This window comes from Vibrio sp. 10N.286.49.B3 (genome assembly GCF_002873395.1).
Taxonomy (GTDB): domain Bacteria; phylum Pseudomonadota; class Gammaproteobacteria; order Enterobacterales; family Vibrionaceae; genus Vibrio.
Genome location: NZ_MCUV01000031.1, coordinates 17,964 through 36,003 on the forward strand (window position 1 = coordinate 17,964; position 18,040 = coordinate 36,003).

An 18,040-nucleotide genomic window follows, 5' to 3' on the forward strand; every position below is an offset into this window, starting at 1 on the left:
TTGATAACAAGGCAGGAATTTTCGATCAATAGTGACTCTATAATCAAAACCCTAACACAGTTATCAAGCGTTTTAACAAACTAAGATAAACCGTTATTGACTACGATTAGTTTTACTACAAATGGCAGAAGATTACAGCAAAATGCGCCCTTCATTTTTACGAATAGTCGCAGCGCCAATCCCTTTCACATTGCTCAAATCATTGGCAGTTTTAAACAAACCAAATTCCTCACGATAACGAACAATATCTTGCGCTTTTTTAGCACCCACACCTATCAACAGCGTTGCTAATTCATCAGCACTAGCGGTATTTACATTGACCGTAATGTCGATACCTTCATATTGTTTTTTCGCCATAGAGGTTGATGTGGCTTTAGTTTTAGTTACGTCTTGATTGGCTACTGTATCAATGGGTTGTTCAACTTTTACTGCGTGCTGTGTTGACTCCGTGACTTGTTGCTCTGCTGGCGTTGTCGCCGCTAGCGCAGAAAGAGGCAGTAATGCAGAGAAGCATAAAGTGAGTAGTGTTTTTTGAAAGGTCATAGTGACTCCATTCGTCGGTAAATGAAATCAAAACATAGCGATAAAAATTCACCAAACCAATTAGTTTTGGCAAAAAATAAGGCGCACCCAACAAGGGTTACGCCTTCTTATTCATCACTTTTACATGAAAGAGTGATTACTGAGTAGCGATGTAATAATCAATATCTGTTACATGACGTAGAATCGTTAAGATTGCTGATAAATCTTGCTGTGTATTCATACGAACGAACTGAGTACCAATTTGCTCATTATATTGTGGGTCAGCTAAAACATTAACACTTGATAACTCAACGATAACCGTATTACCTAGCGCGTCTTTAGATTGACCAAATACAACATCGCCTTCAGCAGGTTTTGCTAAAGAGAAAACGTTGCCAGCCAGTGGTGAACTACGATCAACCGTTTCTAATTCACCAAACTCAAGACCACTTTCAACCAATGCGGTGTTATCACCTGATTTCAAACCAGCAATGATTTGTGTCGCTAGTTCTAGTGATTGCTGCTCACCTTTCAGACGAGAAAGCTCTGCGACTACTTGCTCTTTAACTTCATCTAGTGGTAATACCTGCTCAGCACGAGTATCTTCAACACGCACCACGATGATGTGCTCAGGAGCCACTTCAATAACATCAGAGTTTAGACCGTCTTCTTTTACTTCTAAGCTTCGTAACGCTTGCATAACTGCAGGTGTACTTAGTAGCTCAGGCGCATTATTTTGTGAAATAAAGTCTGTGGTATGAATTGGTTGTTGAACCGCTTCTGCCGAATCATCCAATGAATCAGGGTACTCAAACGCCACTCTCTCAAGTTCAGTTTGTAGTGCGTAGAATTGGTCAACAGCTTCTTCATCAGTTAGCTCTGCTTTAATATCAGCAGCTACATCAGCAAATGGCTGTGCTGCTGAAGCTTTAACATCATCAAGCTGAATAATATGGTAGCCAAACGCAGATTTAACTAAACCTGTTCTATCGCCTGCATTTTGTAGTTCAAAAGCAGCAGCTTCAAACGTTGGATCCATAACATCACGTTCGATCCAACCTAGGTCACCACCTTGATCTGCACTGCCAAAGTCATCTGATTTTTCTTCTGCTAAAGCGGCAAAGTCTGCACCAGCATTAAGTTCATCAAGAATGGCTTGTGCTTTTGCTTCATCATCACCTTGAACAAGGATGTGACTGACTTTACGCTGCTCTTCAGATGAGTATTTATCTAAGTGCTCTTCATAATACAGCTGTGCATCTTCATCAGAAATATCAATTTGAGCTTTTAGCTGCTCAGCAGAAAGCTCAATGTAAGCAACTTTCATTTGCTCTGGACGAGTGTAACGCGCGGAGTTATCTTGATAAGCTTGCTGAATATCTTCATCGCTTAGTTGCACATTTTGAGCAAGTTCAGTTGAAGATAACGTCAGAGTGCGAATATCACGTGTTTGTGTCAGTAACGCATTTTGAGCATCAACTTCACCTGGTAGACTAAAGTCACTTGACTCTAATGCTGTAAGTAATTGGCTGCGTACTGCATCACGACGTAAGTATTCTGCAAAGCTCTCTGCACTAAATCCTGCACGGCGAAGCGCAGACTGGTAGATATCTTGATCAAATTTACCATCAGAGTGAAATTGTGGCATATCTAAAATCATGCTACGAATTTGCGCATCACTAACTCGTAAGCCTAATGATTCTGCGTGCTGCTCTAAAAGAAGATCATTGATCATACGATCTAAAACCGACTTACGGAAAGAAGCAACATAAGCAGGATCAGCAAGTAACTGAGCAAAATAATCGCCCATTTGCGCTTGCATACGGTTACGCTCATTTTGATAAGCTTGCTCAAATTCGCCCATGCTTATCTCAGCATTACCCACTTTTGCAGCTGAATTGTTACCACTATCAACAAGGTAACTACCGACACCTGCAAAAACAAATGAACAGATAATTAAACCAAGGATAATTTTTACTGCGATGCTGTTTACGCCTTCGCGCAATCGTTCCATCATAACTCTAGTACTCTCCAAAAAAGAAGCTCATCATGTTTCACATAAGTGCTTCAAGTATCAATTTTATCTTGCGATGATATCAGAAAAAGAAATGCGCATCAGTAAGATGCGCATATTAAAATCACTCGCTACCATTAATGTGAAACGATATGTTTCGACACCATCAGCAGAGTCATCGCACTCTATGCGGCGACAATGATAATTGACTTTAGTTACAAGCGTCTTTCAGTGCTTTACCGGCTTTAAATGCTGGTACTTTTGCTTCTGCAATTTGAATCTCATCGCCTGTCTTAGGGTTACGACCTGTGCGTGCTGCACGAGTACGTACACTAAAAGTACCAAAGCCAACAAGTGCAACTTGATCACCTGACTGTAAAGTATCACCAACTGCTTCAATGAATGCGTCTAAAGCACGACCTGCTGAGGCTTTTGAAATGTCTGCGTTTTCTGCAATTGATTCTACTAATTGTGTTTTATTCACTTTGATTCCCCTTCCAACCATCTTTGTCTATGAGCAAGATGATTTTTATTCTTTTTTGAAATTAAAATTTAGCTTGAAGCCTTATGACATCAGGGCTGTAGCATTCGAGAGTTAACTTATCCTTCAAAAAAAACGCTGACAAGCCTTTTTTCTTGTCAGCGTAATCTTTTCGCTATTTTTGTTAGGTATCGCTACTTTTAAGCAGGAAACTCAACGCCAAAAGGATCTCTTTCTAAAGCAACCTTTAAAACATCCTCAATCCACTGCACTGGAATCACTTCCAAGTCAGCAATAACGTCATCAGCGATTTCTTCTAAATCACGTTCATTATCTTTTGGAATAAGAATCGTTTTAATGCCACCACGGTGTGCTGCTAAGATTTTCTCTTTAAGGCCACCAATCTTCAGTACTTCACCACGTAGGGTAATTTCACCAGTCATCGCAACATCGGCACGCACTGGGTTACCTGTTAGCGTTGAGACTAATGCTGTACTAATTGCTGTACCTGCACTTGGGCCATCTTTTGGTGTTGCACCTTCTGGCGCATGAACGTGAATATCACGCTTCTCATAGAAGTCAGCATTAATGCCTAGTTGTTCAGCACGAGAACGAACTACTGTCATAGCCGTTTGAATTGACTCTTGCATCACATCACCAAGTGAACCCGTTTGAGTCATCTTGCCTTTACCAATCATAGACTGAGCTTCAATGGTAAGGAGTTCACCACCAACTTCTGTCCACGCAAGACCTGCGACTAGACCAATGCGGTTCTTGTCTTCTGCTTTACCGAAATCAAAGCGTTGAACACCAAGGTAATCATGTAGATTATCTTGAGTCACCGTAACACTCTTTAGATCTTTATCTAGCAGAATGTTTTTCACCGCTTTACGACAAATTTGAGAAATATCACGCTCTAAGCTACGCACACCCGCTTCACGTGTGTAGTGACGAATAATGCCCATGATCGCTGAATCTTCAATCGTGATTTCATGTGTCTTAAGACCATTACGCTCAATTTGCTTATCAACAAGGTGACGTTTGGCAATGTTAAGCTTTTCATCTTCTGTATAACCAGATAAACGAATCACTTCCATACGGTCTAGTAGAGGCCCAGGAATATTCATTGAGTTTGACGTTGCAACAAACATGACATCAGACAAGTCAAAATCAACTTCAAGGTAGTGATCATTAAAGGCATTGTTTTGCTCTGGATCGAGTACTTCCAATAAAGCTGAAGCTGGATCACCACGCATATCTGATGACATCTTATCGATTTCATCAAGTAAGAAGAGTGGGTTCTTAACGCCAACTTTTGCCATATTTTGAATCAGCTTACCTGGCAAGGAGCCAATGTAAGTACGGCGGTGACCACGGATCTCGGCTTCATCACGCACGCCACCTAGTGCCATACGTGTATATTTACGACCAGTAGCAGCAGCAATAGAGCGACCTAATGATGTTTTACCAACACCTGGAGGACCGACTAGACATAAAATTGGACCTTTTAGCTTATTCACACGGTTTTGAACCGCTAAATACTCTAGAATACGTTCTTTTACGCGATCAAGACCAAAGTGATCTTCATTAAGAATTTCTTCGGCTTTGGCTAAATTCTTTTTCACCTTCGAGCGTTTTGCCCAAGGCACATCCGTCATCCAATCAATATAGCTTCGAACTACGGTGGCTTCAGCTGACATTGGAGACATCATCTTCAATTTATTCAGCTCTTGCTCGGTTTTCTTACGCGCTTCTTGTGGCATCTTTGACGTTTCAATTTTCGTCTTTAACGCTTCGAATTCATCTGGTGCATCATCCATGTCACCCAATTCTTTTTGGATGGCTTTCATCTGCTCATTCAGATAGTACTCGCGCTGCGATTTTTCCATCTGAGTTTTAACACGGCCACGAATACGCTTCTCTACATGAAGCAGGTCGATCTCAGATTCCATTTGTCCCATCAAGAACTCTAAACGATCAATCACGTTTATGATCTCAAGAACTTGCTGCTTATCCTCAAGTTTTAATGGAATATGGGCCGCGATGGTATCAGCTAAACGCGCTGCTTCTTCGATTCCATTTAGAGATGTAAGCACCTCTGGCGGGATCTTTTTATTAAGCTTAATGAAACCTTCAAATTGATTGATGGTGCTACGTACAACCGCGTCTTGTTCTTTTTCATCTAATTCTGGCGTTGGTACGAATTCAGCATCAGCAACAAAGAAATCAGTATCTTTAAAGCTATGGATTTTAGCACGCTGTTGACCTTCAACTAAGACCTTAACAGTGCCATCGGGAAGCTTTAGCAGCTGAAGAATAGTCGCAACAGTGCCCACTTCGAATAAATCATCGATCGCTGGTTCATCTGTGCTTGCTTGCTTTTGTGCCACAAGTAGGACTTTCTTATCGGCGTCCATAGCTGCTTCAAGACAACTAATCGATTTCTCTCTGCCAACAAATAACGGGATAACCATGTGTGGGTAAACCACTACATCACGTAGAGGTAGCACGGGGATCTCGATACGCTCGGAACGTTCCAAGTTCATATAATTCTCTCTTCCGCTTTAACTGATATAAATCTATATGGGGCTGAAATCATTGGATTCAATATAAGAATTGAAAATAAATAGATAGGATTTGGTTTAGGCAATAAAAAAGGAGGTAATCACTACCTCCTTTCATCGATAACTTACTCTGCGCTAGCCGTTTGGCTGTCTGCATTACTGTAAATAAGCAATGGTTCAGACTCACCATTAATCACTGTTTCATCAATTACAACTTTGCTTACGCCCGTTGAAGATGGCAGATCATACATAGTGTTTAGCAATACGCCTTCAAGAATAGAACGAAGACCACGAGCACCTGTTTTACGGTCCATTGCTTTTTTAGCAATAGCACGTAAGGCATCATCACGGAACTCTAACTCAGCATCTTCTAGATCAAATAATGCAGCGTACTGTTTAGTCAGTGCATTCTTCGGTTCACATAGAATCTGTACTAGAGCATCTTCATCTAACTCTGTCAGTGTCGTAGTTACTGGCAAACGACCAATGAATTCTGGGATTAAGCCATATTTCACTAGATCTTCTGGTTCGACTTGAGTGAATAACTCACCCACTGTTTTCGCTTCATCTTTAGAGCGAATTTCAGCACAGAAACCGATGCTAGAGCCTTTTTCAAGACGCTGCTCGATCACTTTATCTAGACCAGAGAAAGCACCGCCACAGATAAATAGAATCTTAGACGTGTCTACTTGCAAGAACTCTTGTTGAGGATGCTTACGTCCACCTTGTGGTGGAACTGAAGCAATAGTACCTTCAACGAGCTTCAACAATGCTTGCTGTACACCTTCACCTGATACATCACGTGTAATCGATGGGTTTTCAGCTTTACGTGAAATTTTATCAATTTCATCGATGTAGACAATACCACGTTCTGCTTTCGCTACGTCGTAATCACATTTTTGCAAAAGCTTCTGAATGATATTCTCTACATCTTCACCAACATAACCCGCTTCGGTTAGTGTGGTTGCATCTGCCATTGTGAATGGTACATCTAGGAAACGAGCTAGTGTTTCAGCAAGCAGTGTTTTACCACTACCTGTTGGGCCGATAAGTAAGATATTACTCTTACCAAGCTCGACACCTTCACTCGTAACATCACCATTACGTAGACGCTTGTAGTGATTGTATACTGCAACTGCAAGTACTTTCTTCGCGTAATCTTGGCCAATTACATAGTCATCAAGGTGCTCACTAATGTCACGTGGCGTTGGTAGAGCTTCCGATTCTTTCTTCGGTAGCGCATCCTTGACTTCTTCACGAATAATGTCGTTACATAGATCGACACATTCGTCACAAACGTAAACTGATGGACCTGCGATTAACTTGCGAACTTCGTGTTGGCTTTTGCCACAGAAAGAGCAGTAAAGTAACTTACCGCTACCGCCCTCTTTGCTTTTATCTGTCATTCGCTAACCTCTTAGCATTACTCTTTATGTTTGAGTGTATAACACTTTAAACCAATTTGCGTTAAACAATTACACAATGTAATTATTCACCACGATGGTTTAAAACAGAATCCACTAAACCGTATTCAACAGCTTGATCGGCTGACATAAAGTTATCACGGTCCGTATCACCTTCTACCACTTCTAGTGGTTGTCCTGTGTGATCAGCCAGTAACTTGTTCAGCTTCTGCTTAATTGTCAGAATTTCTTGTGCATGAATTTGAATATCTGATGCTTGACCTTGGAAACCGCCTAGTGGTTGGTGAATCATTACGCGTGAGTTAGGTAATACATAACGTTTACCTGGCGCACCACCAGCAAGAAGGAAAGCACCCATAGAACAAGCTTGACCCATACATACTGTGCTCACATTTGGCTTGATAAGCTGCATTGTGTCATAAATAGACATGCCTGCAGTTACACTACCGCCAGGTGAGTTAATGTATAAGTAAATATCTTTATCTGGATTTTCAGATTCTAAGAAAAGCAGTTGAGCCACGACAAGGTTTGCCATGTGGTCTTCAACTTGACCGGTAAGGAAAATGACACGCTCTTTAAGTAAACGTGAAAAAATATCGTACGAACGCTCGCCGCGAGAGGTTTGTTCAACAACCATCGGAACGAGGGCGCTCATTATTGACGACATTGGATTTTTTTCTTGATAGCTCATATTCTTATGTCCCTAAAATAAATGGCCCGAATGATTCAATCATACGGACCATTGTTAGCAGAATAGTTAATGCTAAGTCAACCTTCTACACAAGATATTGCTAATTATGCAGGTTGTTGCTGATTCATTAGCTCGTTAAAGCCAACTTCTTTCTCAGAAACTTGTGCTTTAGCGATGATTGCGTCAATCGCTTGCTCTTCTAGAGCTACGTTACGCATGTTGTTCATCATCTGCTCGTTTTGCTCGTAGTAAGCAATAACTTCTGATGGATCTTCGTATGCTGTTGCCATTTCGTTGATGATAGCTTTCACTTTTTCATCATCAGCTTTTAGCTCTTCAGTCTTGATTACTTCACCAAGAAGAAGACCAACAACTACGCGACGTTTCGCTTGCTCTTCGAACAGTTCACGTGGAAGTTGAGCAGCAGCTTCAGGGTTACCACCGAAACGTTGAGAAGCTTGTTGACGTAGAGCTTCAACTTCTTGGTCGATAAGTGCAGAAGGAACGTCAATATCGTTCTCTTTTACTAGACCGTCAAGCGCTTGCTCTTTGATGCGGTTTTTAACAGCTTGCTTTAGTTCGCGTTCCATGTTTTTACGAACTTCAGCTTTAAGACCGTCGATACCTTCAGCAGCACCAAACTTAGCAACGAACTCGTCGTTTAGCTCAGGAAGCTCACGAGATTCTACTTTGTTTAGAGTGATAGCAAATTTCGCAGATTTACCTTTAAGCGCTTCAGCGTGGTAATCTTCTGGGAAGTTTACGTCGATTTCGAATTGCTCACCGGCTTTTTTGCCAACGATGCCATCTTCAAAACCAGGGATCATACGACCAGCGCCCATTTCTAGAGGGAAGTTGTCAGCTTTGCCGCCTTCAAATTCTTCACCGTCGATAGAACCAACGAAATCGATAGTTGCACGAGAAGTTTCAGTTGCAGCTTCAGATACTTCAGCCCACGTAGCTTGTTGCTTACGTAGAGTTTCGATCATTTCAGCAACGTCTTCGTCTTTAACTTCTACTGCTGGTTTCTCAACAGTGATGTTTTCAAGACCTTTCAGCTCAACTTCTGGGTAAACTTCAAAAGTTGCAGTGAAAACAAGATCAGAACCTTCTTCCATTGATACTGGAGCGAAAGTTGGTGCGCCAGCTGGATTGATTTTATCTTTAACGATAGCTTCGATGAAATGACGTTGCATTACTTCACCAAGTAGATCTTGGCGTACTGATTTGCCGTACATTTGAGCAACCATCTTCATTGGCACTTTGCCTTTACGGAAACCATCGAAACGACGATTTTTCGCGATGTTGCGTAGTTCAGCTGTTACTGCGTCTTCGATGTTAGCAGCAGGAACAGTAATAGTAAGACGGCGCTCTAGGCCTTCTAGGGTTTCAACAGTAGCTTGCATTATATAAACCTCAAAACTGGCTCAGTTATTCTGAGCATATGAGCTAAACTTAGGCACAGGCCCTCGTTTTAAGCTGCATCCTTGTGTAGTGCTCTATCAGAACACCTAGTAATAAAACTGTAATTGATTGCCAATGAAACAACATTAACAACCAGACTAATAAGCGATATCTTTATATTTACCAATAAAACATTGGTAAAAAGGTATCTCTGATTAGCCTCAGGACAGAAATTTAGACGCGACATTCTAGCGATCTGTTCTCATGCTGTCGAGTCGTTCAACCATGCTTGGTGACTAATGCCCTAAATTCTTCAGCTAAGTGATACAAATTCAACCGATTTGCATCAACTCAGCATAGAAATGGGGATCACAGCGCTTTTTTCAAGGCTATGGCATCGTTTTTTTATAAAAAAATCAGAAAAACGATTTTAGCTGACTTTAACTGCCTACTTATCAACCTTTTGTGCCATTTTATTAACAATAAAGATAAGAAATAGTCTTTAAGATGAACAACTAATTATCATCTTTTTACCCCAATTTGGTGGTAAATTTGCATAATGATTAAGATCTTCATGCTCATCAAATGGAGTGGCAAGTAACTTAGTCAGCACCTCAACTTCGCTATAATCCCCCAACTCAGCTTTTTCTATCGCTTGTTGAGCAAGATAATTACGCAATATAAATTTAGGGTTGACCTTACGCATCTGCTTACAACGTGCTGTATCTGTTATTATTTCACCTTGATCATTACATTCTAATTCACAGCGCTGCCGATAACGCGCTAGCCAAGGCTTAATTTGTGCTGGTAAAACAAACAGATCCATCACTCCCTGCCCTTGGTGGCGATCAATACATGAGAGTTCACGGAAAAATCGGCTGTAATCGACTTGAGTTTGTATCATCACATCAAACATGGCATTAAATAGCTCACTATCTTGAGGGTGCTTGTTTCGTAGCCCTAACTTTTGACGCATCAATCGACTAAAATGGGAGGCTAATTCCGTTTCAAACTGTGCTAAAGAGCGCTCTAAATCGTCTTTATCTATTAGTGCTGATAAAGCGTGTGCCAAGGCGGTTAAATTCCATAACGCTATACTAGGTTGACGCTCAAAAGAGTAACGACCTTGGTAGTCAGAGTGATTACAAATATAACTAGGATCATAATCATCTAAAAAACCAAACGGTCCATAATCAAAGGTTTGACCTAAAATCGACATATTATCGGTATTCATCACGCCATGAGCAAAACCATAAGCCTGCCAATACGCAATCATTTCAGCGGTTTTTATTGCAATTAATTGAAACATTTTACTGTATGGCTTATCACTTAATTGGCACTGTGGAAAATGCCATTCGATGACTTTATCCGCCAACTCTTTTTGAGCGACCAGTTGATTGGTATAAAAAAGATGCTCAAAATGACCAAAACGAATATGGCTGTGGGCAGCGCGAATAAGTAATGCCGCTTTTTCTAACTGCTCGCGCTCAACAATGGTATCACTGCCTAACATCGCCAGCGCCCTCGTGGTAGGAATACCAAGCCCTGCCATCGCCTCACTGCAAAGGTACTCGCGGATTGTCGACCGCAATACAGCCCGACCATCGCCCATGCGAGAGTAAGGCGTCTGCCCTGCTCCCTTTATATGCAGGTCCCATACAGTGCCACAACGATCAGTTAACTCTGCTAATAGCAAGCCTCGCCCATCACCTAGATCAGGGTTGTAAGCGCCAAATTGATGCCCTGCGTATTTCATAGCAAGTGGAGAAAAATAGGTAGGAATAGATTGGCCAGAAAGTGCTGCTAACAACTCTGGCTCATTATTAGCATCGCGCGGCAAACCTAACTGCTCAGCTAATGAACCATTCCACATTAGCCAATGAGCATTGGCTAATGGTTGTGGGGAAACAAAGGTATAAAACAGCGCTGATAACTGTGAGTAGCGGGTCGTGATTGGTAGCTTGGTCCAAAATGACATAAGCGTCCTATAAAATGAAAAAAATAAGATTATTGACAAATATAGAACGGATTAGGCAAAGCATAAAAAAAGCCCGTCACTGTCAGTAAGGGCTTCTAATATTTTCACATACACGGGTCGTGTTATACCAATGTCATCAATCAATGATTAACGTTATTCACACTGCGACTTTCGCTTGTGTGTTCCATTGCATCGCAAACAAACCGAGCACAATGATCACTCCAATAAACCCAGTACCAAATGGGTTAAACAGCAGCCAAGGGACCGTAACAAAGGCAACAACACGCTCTAAGCTTGATAGTCTGTGCAATAGGTAGCCTTCAATCGAGATCGCGATTGCCACGATAATCGTTGCCGTTTGTATAATGGCAAAGGCAAATGCTAGCACACTGGCTTCAGGGTTAAGGAGATCGGTATATGCCATCATGATTGGAATGATAAACAGACCACCAGCAAGTTTAAATGCCTCAACCGATGATTTCATAGGATTGGCATTTGCGACCCCTGCCCCAGCAAATGCAGCCAGTGCGATCGGAGGAGTAACGTTTGAGGTTTGCGATAACCAAAAAACGATTAAGTGCGCTGTTAATAACGGCAAGCCAAAATCACCGAGCATAGGTACAGCCATAACCGCTAAGACGATATATGCTGCTGTCACTGGCAGTCCCATACCCAACACTAAAGCCACAATACTGATAAGCCCTAGAGCTAGCAGCATATTACCACCGGAGAAATCCATAACGAACTGAGTAAATTGCAGCCCAATCCCTGTTTGACCAACTACGCCAACAATGATCCCTGCTGCGCCACACGCTACCGAAATAGGCAGCGCTAATAACGCACCACTTTTCATGCCGGTAATAAACTTTTTCAAACCAATTCGGCTATGTTTACGCAGCGCTGCTGTTAATAGAATAGCCGCACAACCCGCCACACCGACAAGCAATGGTGAATAAGCCATCATAAGCAACACGGTAATAATAACCAATGGAATAAGGTGGTGTGCACCATGCTTCATTACTTCAATCACAGCCTCTGTACGGCTGGTCGCTTTAAGATCTAACTTACACGCCATTAAGTGCACATAAAGCAACGTACAAAAGAAGTATAAAATCGCAGGGGCAATCGATGCCAACATGATTTCGCTGTAAGGCACACCAGTAAACTGCGCCATAACAAACGCACCCGCGCCCATAATCGGTGGCATGATTTGCCCACCCGTCGAGGCTGAAGCTTCAATACCAGCGGATTGCTCTGGCGTATAGCCCAGCTTTTTCATCATAGGAATGGTGACGGCGCCCGTTGTTACCGTGTTGGCAATTGCCGAGCCTGAAATCGAACCTAATCCCGCCGAAGCAAGAACAGCTGCTTTAGCGGGACCACCACGATATTTACCTGCAATAGAGAAGGCTAAATCAATGAAGAACTTACCTGCCCCAGTCACTTCTAAAAATGCACCAAATAGGACGAAAATAAACACTGTCGTTGCAGCAATGCCTAAGGCTGAGCCAAACACCCCATTTGAGGAATAAATTTGAAACTGAATAAGCTCTTGTAGTGAGTATGCTTTGCTTGCCATCGCACCAGGCAATAAGTCACCAAATGCACTGTAAGCTAAAAACATACCAGCAATGAATACCATTACCCAACCAACTGTACGTCGACAACCTTCGAGCAATAGCAGTAATAATGCCCCACCAGCCACTAGATCAACCATCCCAAGACCATACATCAGGTGATCGATATCGTTATAGTCAAAAATAGACATACGATAACCAGCAAAAACTGTGATTGCACATAGGGCGATATCGAATATTCGCCCAACCAGGTAACCTTTATTATTGCGGTTTTTTATTAGGGGATAATGTAAAAAAATCAGCACTAGCACCCAACATAAATGCAGTGGGCGGAAATAGGTTGCTGATATGGTGGATGTAACACCTTGCCAAATTTGAAACGTAGATAATGCCACGGCTATAACGAGAATAAGATAGCCTAATAATGTCACTATTTTTTCATGTGGGAGAACGCTAACTGATGTTACTGCGCCACTAAGTTGCTCTGTCTCTATTGCTTGCTGCTTAGTAGTCTTATCATGAACGGGGTTCATATCGCATCCTTTCGACCAAAATATAAATTTGTTCTAAATACACAAAGGCAACCTTTCGCTGCCTTTGTTTGTATCACTATATCTAATTTAACTGGCATCTAACTGACAGCTTTAACCCTATTATTTAAGGCTATCAATATATTTCTGTGCGCCTGGGTGTAGAGGAACACCTTGCAGTTGAGCAGCGTTTGCAGGTGTTGTTGCCTCAGCGACTTTAACCACTTTCTGCACTTCTGACATATTTTCAAATGCGGCTTTAGTCAGGTCAAATGCCATTTCATCACTCATTTTTGCGCTAACAACAATCACATTCCATACACTTAGCGTTGCAACCTCACCAACATTGTTATAAACATCGCTTGGGATCGTATAGTTGCTGTAGGCTGGATGTTGAGCGATAAAGGCTGCACTTTCCTCTGTAGATACAGGAATGAGGTTAACTTTATGAGTAAGCGCGACTTGAGTTACTGCGCCCACACCTTGTCCACCAACGATAAAGCCAGCATCAATTTGACCATTCGCTAAAGCGTTCGTTGTTTCTGAGTAGTTTAAGTAAACGGCTTTAATATCTTTTTTGACATCAATACCAATTGACTCAAGTAAAGCAGCTGAAGTCACTGCAGTACCACTCGCTGGTGCACCGAGTGAGATTCGTTTGCCTTTTAGATCAGCCAATGAGTTAATGCCTGATTTCTCTAAACTAATGGCATGAACAAGGTTAGGATAAAGTGCAAATAATGTATTCACTGGCATTGGTTTTTTAAATTTACCTTCGCCTTTATACGCATCAAGTACAACGTTACCCATTGCAATACCGGCAATCATGTCACCACGTACGACTTTAATCGTATTTTCAACCGATGCAGCCGTTACTTCCGCTTTCACATTCACTTGAGGAACTTCATCTGACCACACTTTGGCTAGTGCGCCACCAAATGGGTAATAAATACCACTTTGACCACCAGTACCAATTGAGTAGTTTTGAGCTTGAACAGCACTAGGTAGTACCAATAGTAAACTGAGCATCAATACACGATGAAACATAGCTTTTTCTCCATATCACTAATTAATACCAATCGTTGTAAATAACAGGCTACTCTAGATTGATATAACATTCATTGAACTTTAAATATCTAAAATCACTAGATAGTAAAACCAATAATTAACGTCCATTTAACAGCAAGCCATGATCTCCAATCGCTAAATTAAAGTCAAGGTATCCAATAGTCGTAGAAGCGAGAGTGTGAAGTAAAATATAAATAGCTATTATTAATGCATAGAAAGTAAATAAAACTATCAATTATAATTATGATTTTGAATTGTAAGGATAAAATACTAATTGATTACTATCTTATCTCGACCTGAGCCTTTAGCCTTATACAAAGCTATATCGACATTTTTGAGGAGTTCTTCTGCTGAAATGTTAGGTGTGAATTCGGTAAGACCAAAACTCGCAGTGATAACTTGCTCAACCCCCTTATAGCGAGATTGTTTAAATCTACTGCGTACCCTATTAAGTAATATTTGGGCACCTTCAAGATCTGTTTTCGGTAAGATAAGCATAAACTCCTCACCACCAACGCGCGCGACAAAATCCGTTAAGCGAATACTCTCACTCATAATTTGGGCAAAATGCTGAATAACAGCATCACCACTGTCATGGCCATATAAATCATTCACTTGCTTAAAATTATCAATATCTGCTAGTGCTAAGCAAAAACCCTCCCCTTTATTCGCATATCGCTTAGCTCGTAGGTACTCTTTGTTATAGGTATCATCAAAATAGCGCCGATTCGCAATATTTGTCAGCGGATCAGTCATGGTTAATTTAGTGAGCTTAATTTCATTTTGTTGTAGCTTGCGATTGGCCTTTAACAACTCTCTTTGCGCTGAAGCAAGTTCATTATTGAGCACTATGATTGAACTGCTTAATAGATCTAACTCTGCAATATCATAACCAGCTATAAGCATTAAGTGGTTATTATCTTTTACCACTAATCCTTTGATGGAGTTTGCTGTATCCTGCCCATTACCAATGGTTTATAATACCTCGATATATAATGTTATTTTTAGCTTCATCGCTATAAGCAATTAAGTCATGAAGTGAAGGGTTTAAAAAAAGTGAATCCGCATTAACTTGATTAATATTGATAAGGTTAGAGTCTTTAAAAATAATGTACTTAAAGCCTTCATTAGCATCAACGATATGACCTTTAATATCTAAAATGGCAACAACCACAGAAGTAATTGAGCGAAATAAGGGGGGGATCTTTAAGATATTTCTAGCTTCTAACTCTTTCATTTCGATGACCCTGAAAGCTTAATACTGCTGTGTAACTTCTTAGCATCACTAAAAAAATCATCGATAGCAAGTTGACCAATAACACTTTGATTCTGATTAATAGCTAAGCCACCAATTAATATATTGGGGCATTGTGCACCAAATTCCGATCTTAGCATATCAATCAACTGCTCTAATGTGGCGAGTTGCTGCGGCATACTCAATGACAATGCAACAGTGTCAGGACGTTCTAATTCTATTTGACTCATTATCGCTAAATTAGGTGTATTAGCGCCTAAAAATGAACTTTCCCAGCCGGCGGTATCAAACGCATCACTCACCATTTGTAGACCTAACGTATGCATATTTCCTTCGAGACAAGAGCACAGCACTTTTTTGCCTACTGGCTCTCTAAAATCACTTAATGAGTAAGCTTGAATCAAAATACTTTGTGAAATAGCCGTTGCTAAATGTTCTTGCGCCACAGTAACTTTATTATTTTCCCACAACTTTCCAATGCGATACATTGCAGGTTGGATAATAGCAACAGAAGTATTGGTCAGCTCCCTTGTCTCTTTCACCTTAGTGAGCATGATGTTTTCTGCTGCTGAACGATTACCTGAAATGAGTGCTTCACTATAAATAGAAGGGGTTGCTTTGGTGACTCTTTGTAGCGCTGAAGTAAGCGGTAGGTGGGATTGCATAACGTTAATACCAGCATTGATAACCTCTTCAACAATTGGGCTATCTTCTATCGCTATGCGGCTGATAATTTCTTCTTTAATATATTGGAACGCTTCAAGTGGGTGATTAACTGAGAGTTGACGTTTTTCTAATACATTTTTTAACCAAATAGCATAGTCAGAAAAAATGCTCGCATCTCCCCTTCTTAACGCTGAGGCTAAAAAGTTAATGTGATGATTAAAGTCAACTTTGCACATTTCGATGATCCGATCCAGACCATAGTCTTGATATTCAGGATGGTTTTGTAAATAGCGACTGGTGACGATTGCGCCTATTAAATCAGACTCTCTTCTTATCATCGCTAAACCTGAAGTACTAATTGGCTTGCCCAATGTGATTCTCCCTAATTAGCAATAAGGTAGTAGTAGTAGTTCATTTCTCTAGATTGGGGAATAAGTTTTGCACCACAAACATACCGTTACTCTTCTCATATAATCATTATTTAACAATAGTATGTAGATGAAGGAGTAGCCAGAATTCAAGAGTTGTTTTTTTTAAGCATGTGACGGGAACGAAAAAGCCCCGACAACTCAATAAGTTATCGGGGCTTTTCAAATTTGGTACGCCCTGAAGGATTCGAACCTTCGACCACCTCCTTAGAAGGGAGGTGCTCTATCCAGCTGAGCTAAGGGCGCGCTATGGGTTGAATTATACGAGAAGATTCTTCTAAATCAATGGATTTCTTGCAATTAACTATCTAAGTGGGCAAAAAAAACACAAAAGATGCCTGAATGTTGAAAAATAGAACAACGCAAACGGTTGCTCAATGGCAATCAAAAACATTTTCTGAGACAATGCTCGGTAATTTCTAAGATTATTGTTTAATACTATTTTGAAAGGAAAGTCATGACTGCTCGCAATATTGATGGGAAACTGATTTCCCAAACGGTTCGCTCCGAAGTTGCCGCCCGCGTAAAAGCACGCACTGAAGCTGGCTTACGACCTCCAGGGCTCGCAGTGGTATTAGTCGGTGATGACCCAGCATCACAAGTCTATGTTGGCAGTAAGCGCCGTGCATGTGAGGAAGTCGGATTTATCTCTAAATCTTTCGACTTACCGGCGACAACAACAGAAGAAGAAATTTTAGCATTAGTTGACCAGTTGAATGATGACACTGAAATCGATGGTATCTTGGTTCAACTTCCCCTCCCTGCTGGTATTGATACGACCCATATTCTAGAGCGTATTGCACCTGAAAAGGATGTGGATGGCTTCCACCCCTACAATGTCGGTCGCCTCTGCCAACGTATCCCTAAGCTTCGCTCTTGTACACCAAAAGGCATCGTTACCCTGCTAGAGCGTTACAACCTTGAAATACGTGGTAAGCATGCGGTTATTGTTGGGGCGTCAAATATCGTCGGTCGACCAATGACGCTTGAGCTACTGCTAGCTGGCTGTACAACAACGACCTGCCATCGGTTTACTAAAGATTTAGAGTCACATGTTCGCCAAGCCGATCTTGTGGTTGTGGCGGTTGGTAAACCTAATTTCATCCCAGGAGCTTGGATTAAAAAAGGCGCGATTGTGATCGATGTTGGCATCAACCGCCTAGAATCTGGCAAGTTGATCGGTGATGTGGAGTTTGATGTAGCAAAAGAAAATGCGAGCTTTATTACTCCAGTTCCTGGGGGGGTCGGTCCAATGACCGTAGCCAGCTTGATTGAAAATACGATGATTGCTTGTGAACAATTTCATAGCTAACCATCAATATCGCTAGTCATCAATAAAGCGAATCTAGCTGCATAAGCTAAAACACCGACATAAAAAAGCTCCTGCCCTTTTATTCTATTTCCATTTTAGATAAAAGATTCGGAGCTTTTTATTTTA

14 protein-coding genes and 1 tRNA gene are annotated in these 18,040 nt (G+C 41.2%); 1 reads left to right on the plus strand and 14 read right to left on the minus strand.

What is annotated here, in order from left to right:
• Positions 1-132 precede the first annotated feature (132 nt).
• From BCU68_RS11090 to BCU68_RS11155, 14 genes are all read right to left on the minus strand, one after another.
• Positions 133-411 carry a helix-hairpin-helix domain-containing protein gene (locus BCU68_RS11090; RefSeq protein WP_241901362.1) on the minus strand — a complete coding sequence of 93 codons (279 nt, stop codon included), beginning with the start codon at positions 409-411 and terminating at the stop codon, positions 133-135.
• A 268-nt stretch (positions 412-679) separates the two neighbouring features.
• Complete coding sequence (ppiD, locus tag BCU68_RS11095; RefSeq protein ID WP_102564815.1) at positions 680-2,539, minus strand: peptidylprolyl isomerase; 1,860 nt, start codon at positions 2,537-2,539, stop codon at positions 680-682.
• Positions 2,540-2,747: 208 nt separating this feature from the next.
• A complete protein-coding gene (locus BCU68_RS11100) occupies positions 2,748-3,020 on the minus strand; it encodes an HU family DNA-binding protein (RefSeq protein WP_102564816.1) in 273 nt (90 codons plus the stop codon).
• Between the two features lie 197 nt (positions 3,021-3,217).
• Positions 3,218-5,563 carry an endopeptidase La gene (lon, locus tag BCU68_RS11105; protein ID WP_102564817.1) on the minus strand — a complete coding sequence of 782 codons (2,346 nt, stop codon included), beginning with the start codon at positions 5,561-5,563 and terminating at the stop codon, positions 3,218-3,220.
• Positions 5,564-5,706: 143 nt separating this feature from the next.
• The gene (gene clpX, locus BCU68_RS11110) at positions 5,707-6,987 is read right to left on the minus strand and encodes an ATP-dependent protease ATP-binding subunit ClpX (protein ID WP_102564818.1); all 1,281 of its coding nucleotides are present in this window, start codon (positions 6,985-6,987) and stop codon (positions 5,707-5,709) included.
• An 82-nt stretch (positions 6,988-7,069) separates the two neighbouring features.
• Positions 7,070-7,696 (minus strand): ATP-dependent Clp endopeptidase proteolytic subunit ClpP, encoded by a 627-nt coding sequence (gene clpP / locus BCU68_RS11115; RefSeq protein ID WP_102564819.1) that lies wholly within the window; start codon positions 7,694-7,696, stop codon positions 7,070-7,072.
• A 104-nt stretch (positions 7,697-7,800) separates the two neighbouring features.
• A complete protein-coding gene (gene tig, locus BCU68_RS11120; protein WP_102564820.1) occupies positions 7,801-9,102 on the minus strand; it encodes a trigger factor in 1,302 nt (433 codons plus the stop codon).
• A gap of 500 nt (positions 9,103-9,602) precedes the next feature.
• Positions 9,603-11,078: a protein adenylyltransferase SelO gene (locus BCU68_RS11125; RefSeq protein WP_102564821.1), complete on the minus strand. Its 1,476-nt coding sequence runs from the start codon at positions 11,076-11,078 to the stop codon at positions 9,603-9,605.
• 157 nt (positions 11,079-11,235) lie between these two features.
• On the minus strand, positions 11,236-13,188 hold the full coding sequence (locus BCU68_RS11130) for a TRAP transporter fused permease subunit (protein WP_102564822.1): 1,953 nt from the start codon (positions 13,186-13,188) through the stop codon (positions 11,236-11,238).
• A gap of 120 nt (positions 13,189-13,308) precedes the next feature.
• Positions 13,309-14,232, minus strand: coding sequence for a TAXI family TRAP transporter solute-binding subunit (locus BCU68_RS11135; protein ID WP_102564823.1), 924 nt, complete (start codon positions 14,230-14,232; stop codon positions 13,309-13,311).
• A gap of 291 nt (positions 14,233-14,523) precedes the next feature.
• Entirely contained in the window at positions 14,524-15,183 is a 660-nt protein-coding gene (locus BCU68_RS11140) for a GGDEF domain-containing protein (RefSeq protein ID WP_102564824.1), read from the minus strand.
• 34 nt (positions 15,184-15,217) lie between these two features.
• Positions 15,218-15,490 carry a hypothetical protein gene (locus BCU68_RS11145; protein ID WP_102564825.1) on the minus strand — a complete coding sequence of 91 codons (273 nt, stop codon included), beginning with the start codon at positions 15,488-15,490 and terminating at the stop codon, positions 15,218-15,220.
• Positions 15,487-16,545 (minus strand): cobalamin-dependent protein, encoded by a 1,059-nt coding sequence (locus tag BCU68_RS11150; protein WP_102564826.1) that lies wholly within the window; start codon positions 16,543-16,545, stop codon positions 15,487-15,489. Before BCU68_RS11150 ends, BCU68_RS11145 begins: the two co-directional genes overlap by 4 nt.
• 226 nt (positions 16,546-16,771) lie before the next feature.
• Positions 16,772-16,848 (minus strand) — tRNA-Arg (locus BCU68_RS11155).
• A gap of 211 nt (positions 16,849-17,059) precedes the next feature.
• Here BCU68_RS11155 and folD point away from each other — a divergent pair.
• A complete protein-coding gene (folD, locus tag BCU68_RS11160; RefSeq protein WP_102564827.1) occupies positions 17,060-17,914 on the plus strand; it encodes a bifunctional methylenetetrahydrofolate dehydrogenase/methenyltetrahydrofolate cyclohydrolase FolD in 855 nt (284 codons plus the stop codon).
• Positions 17,915-18,040: the final 126 nt, after the last annotated feature.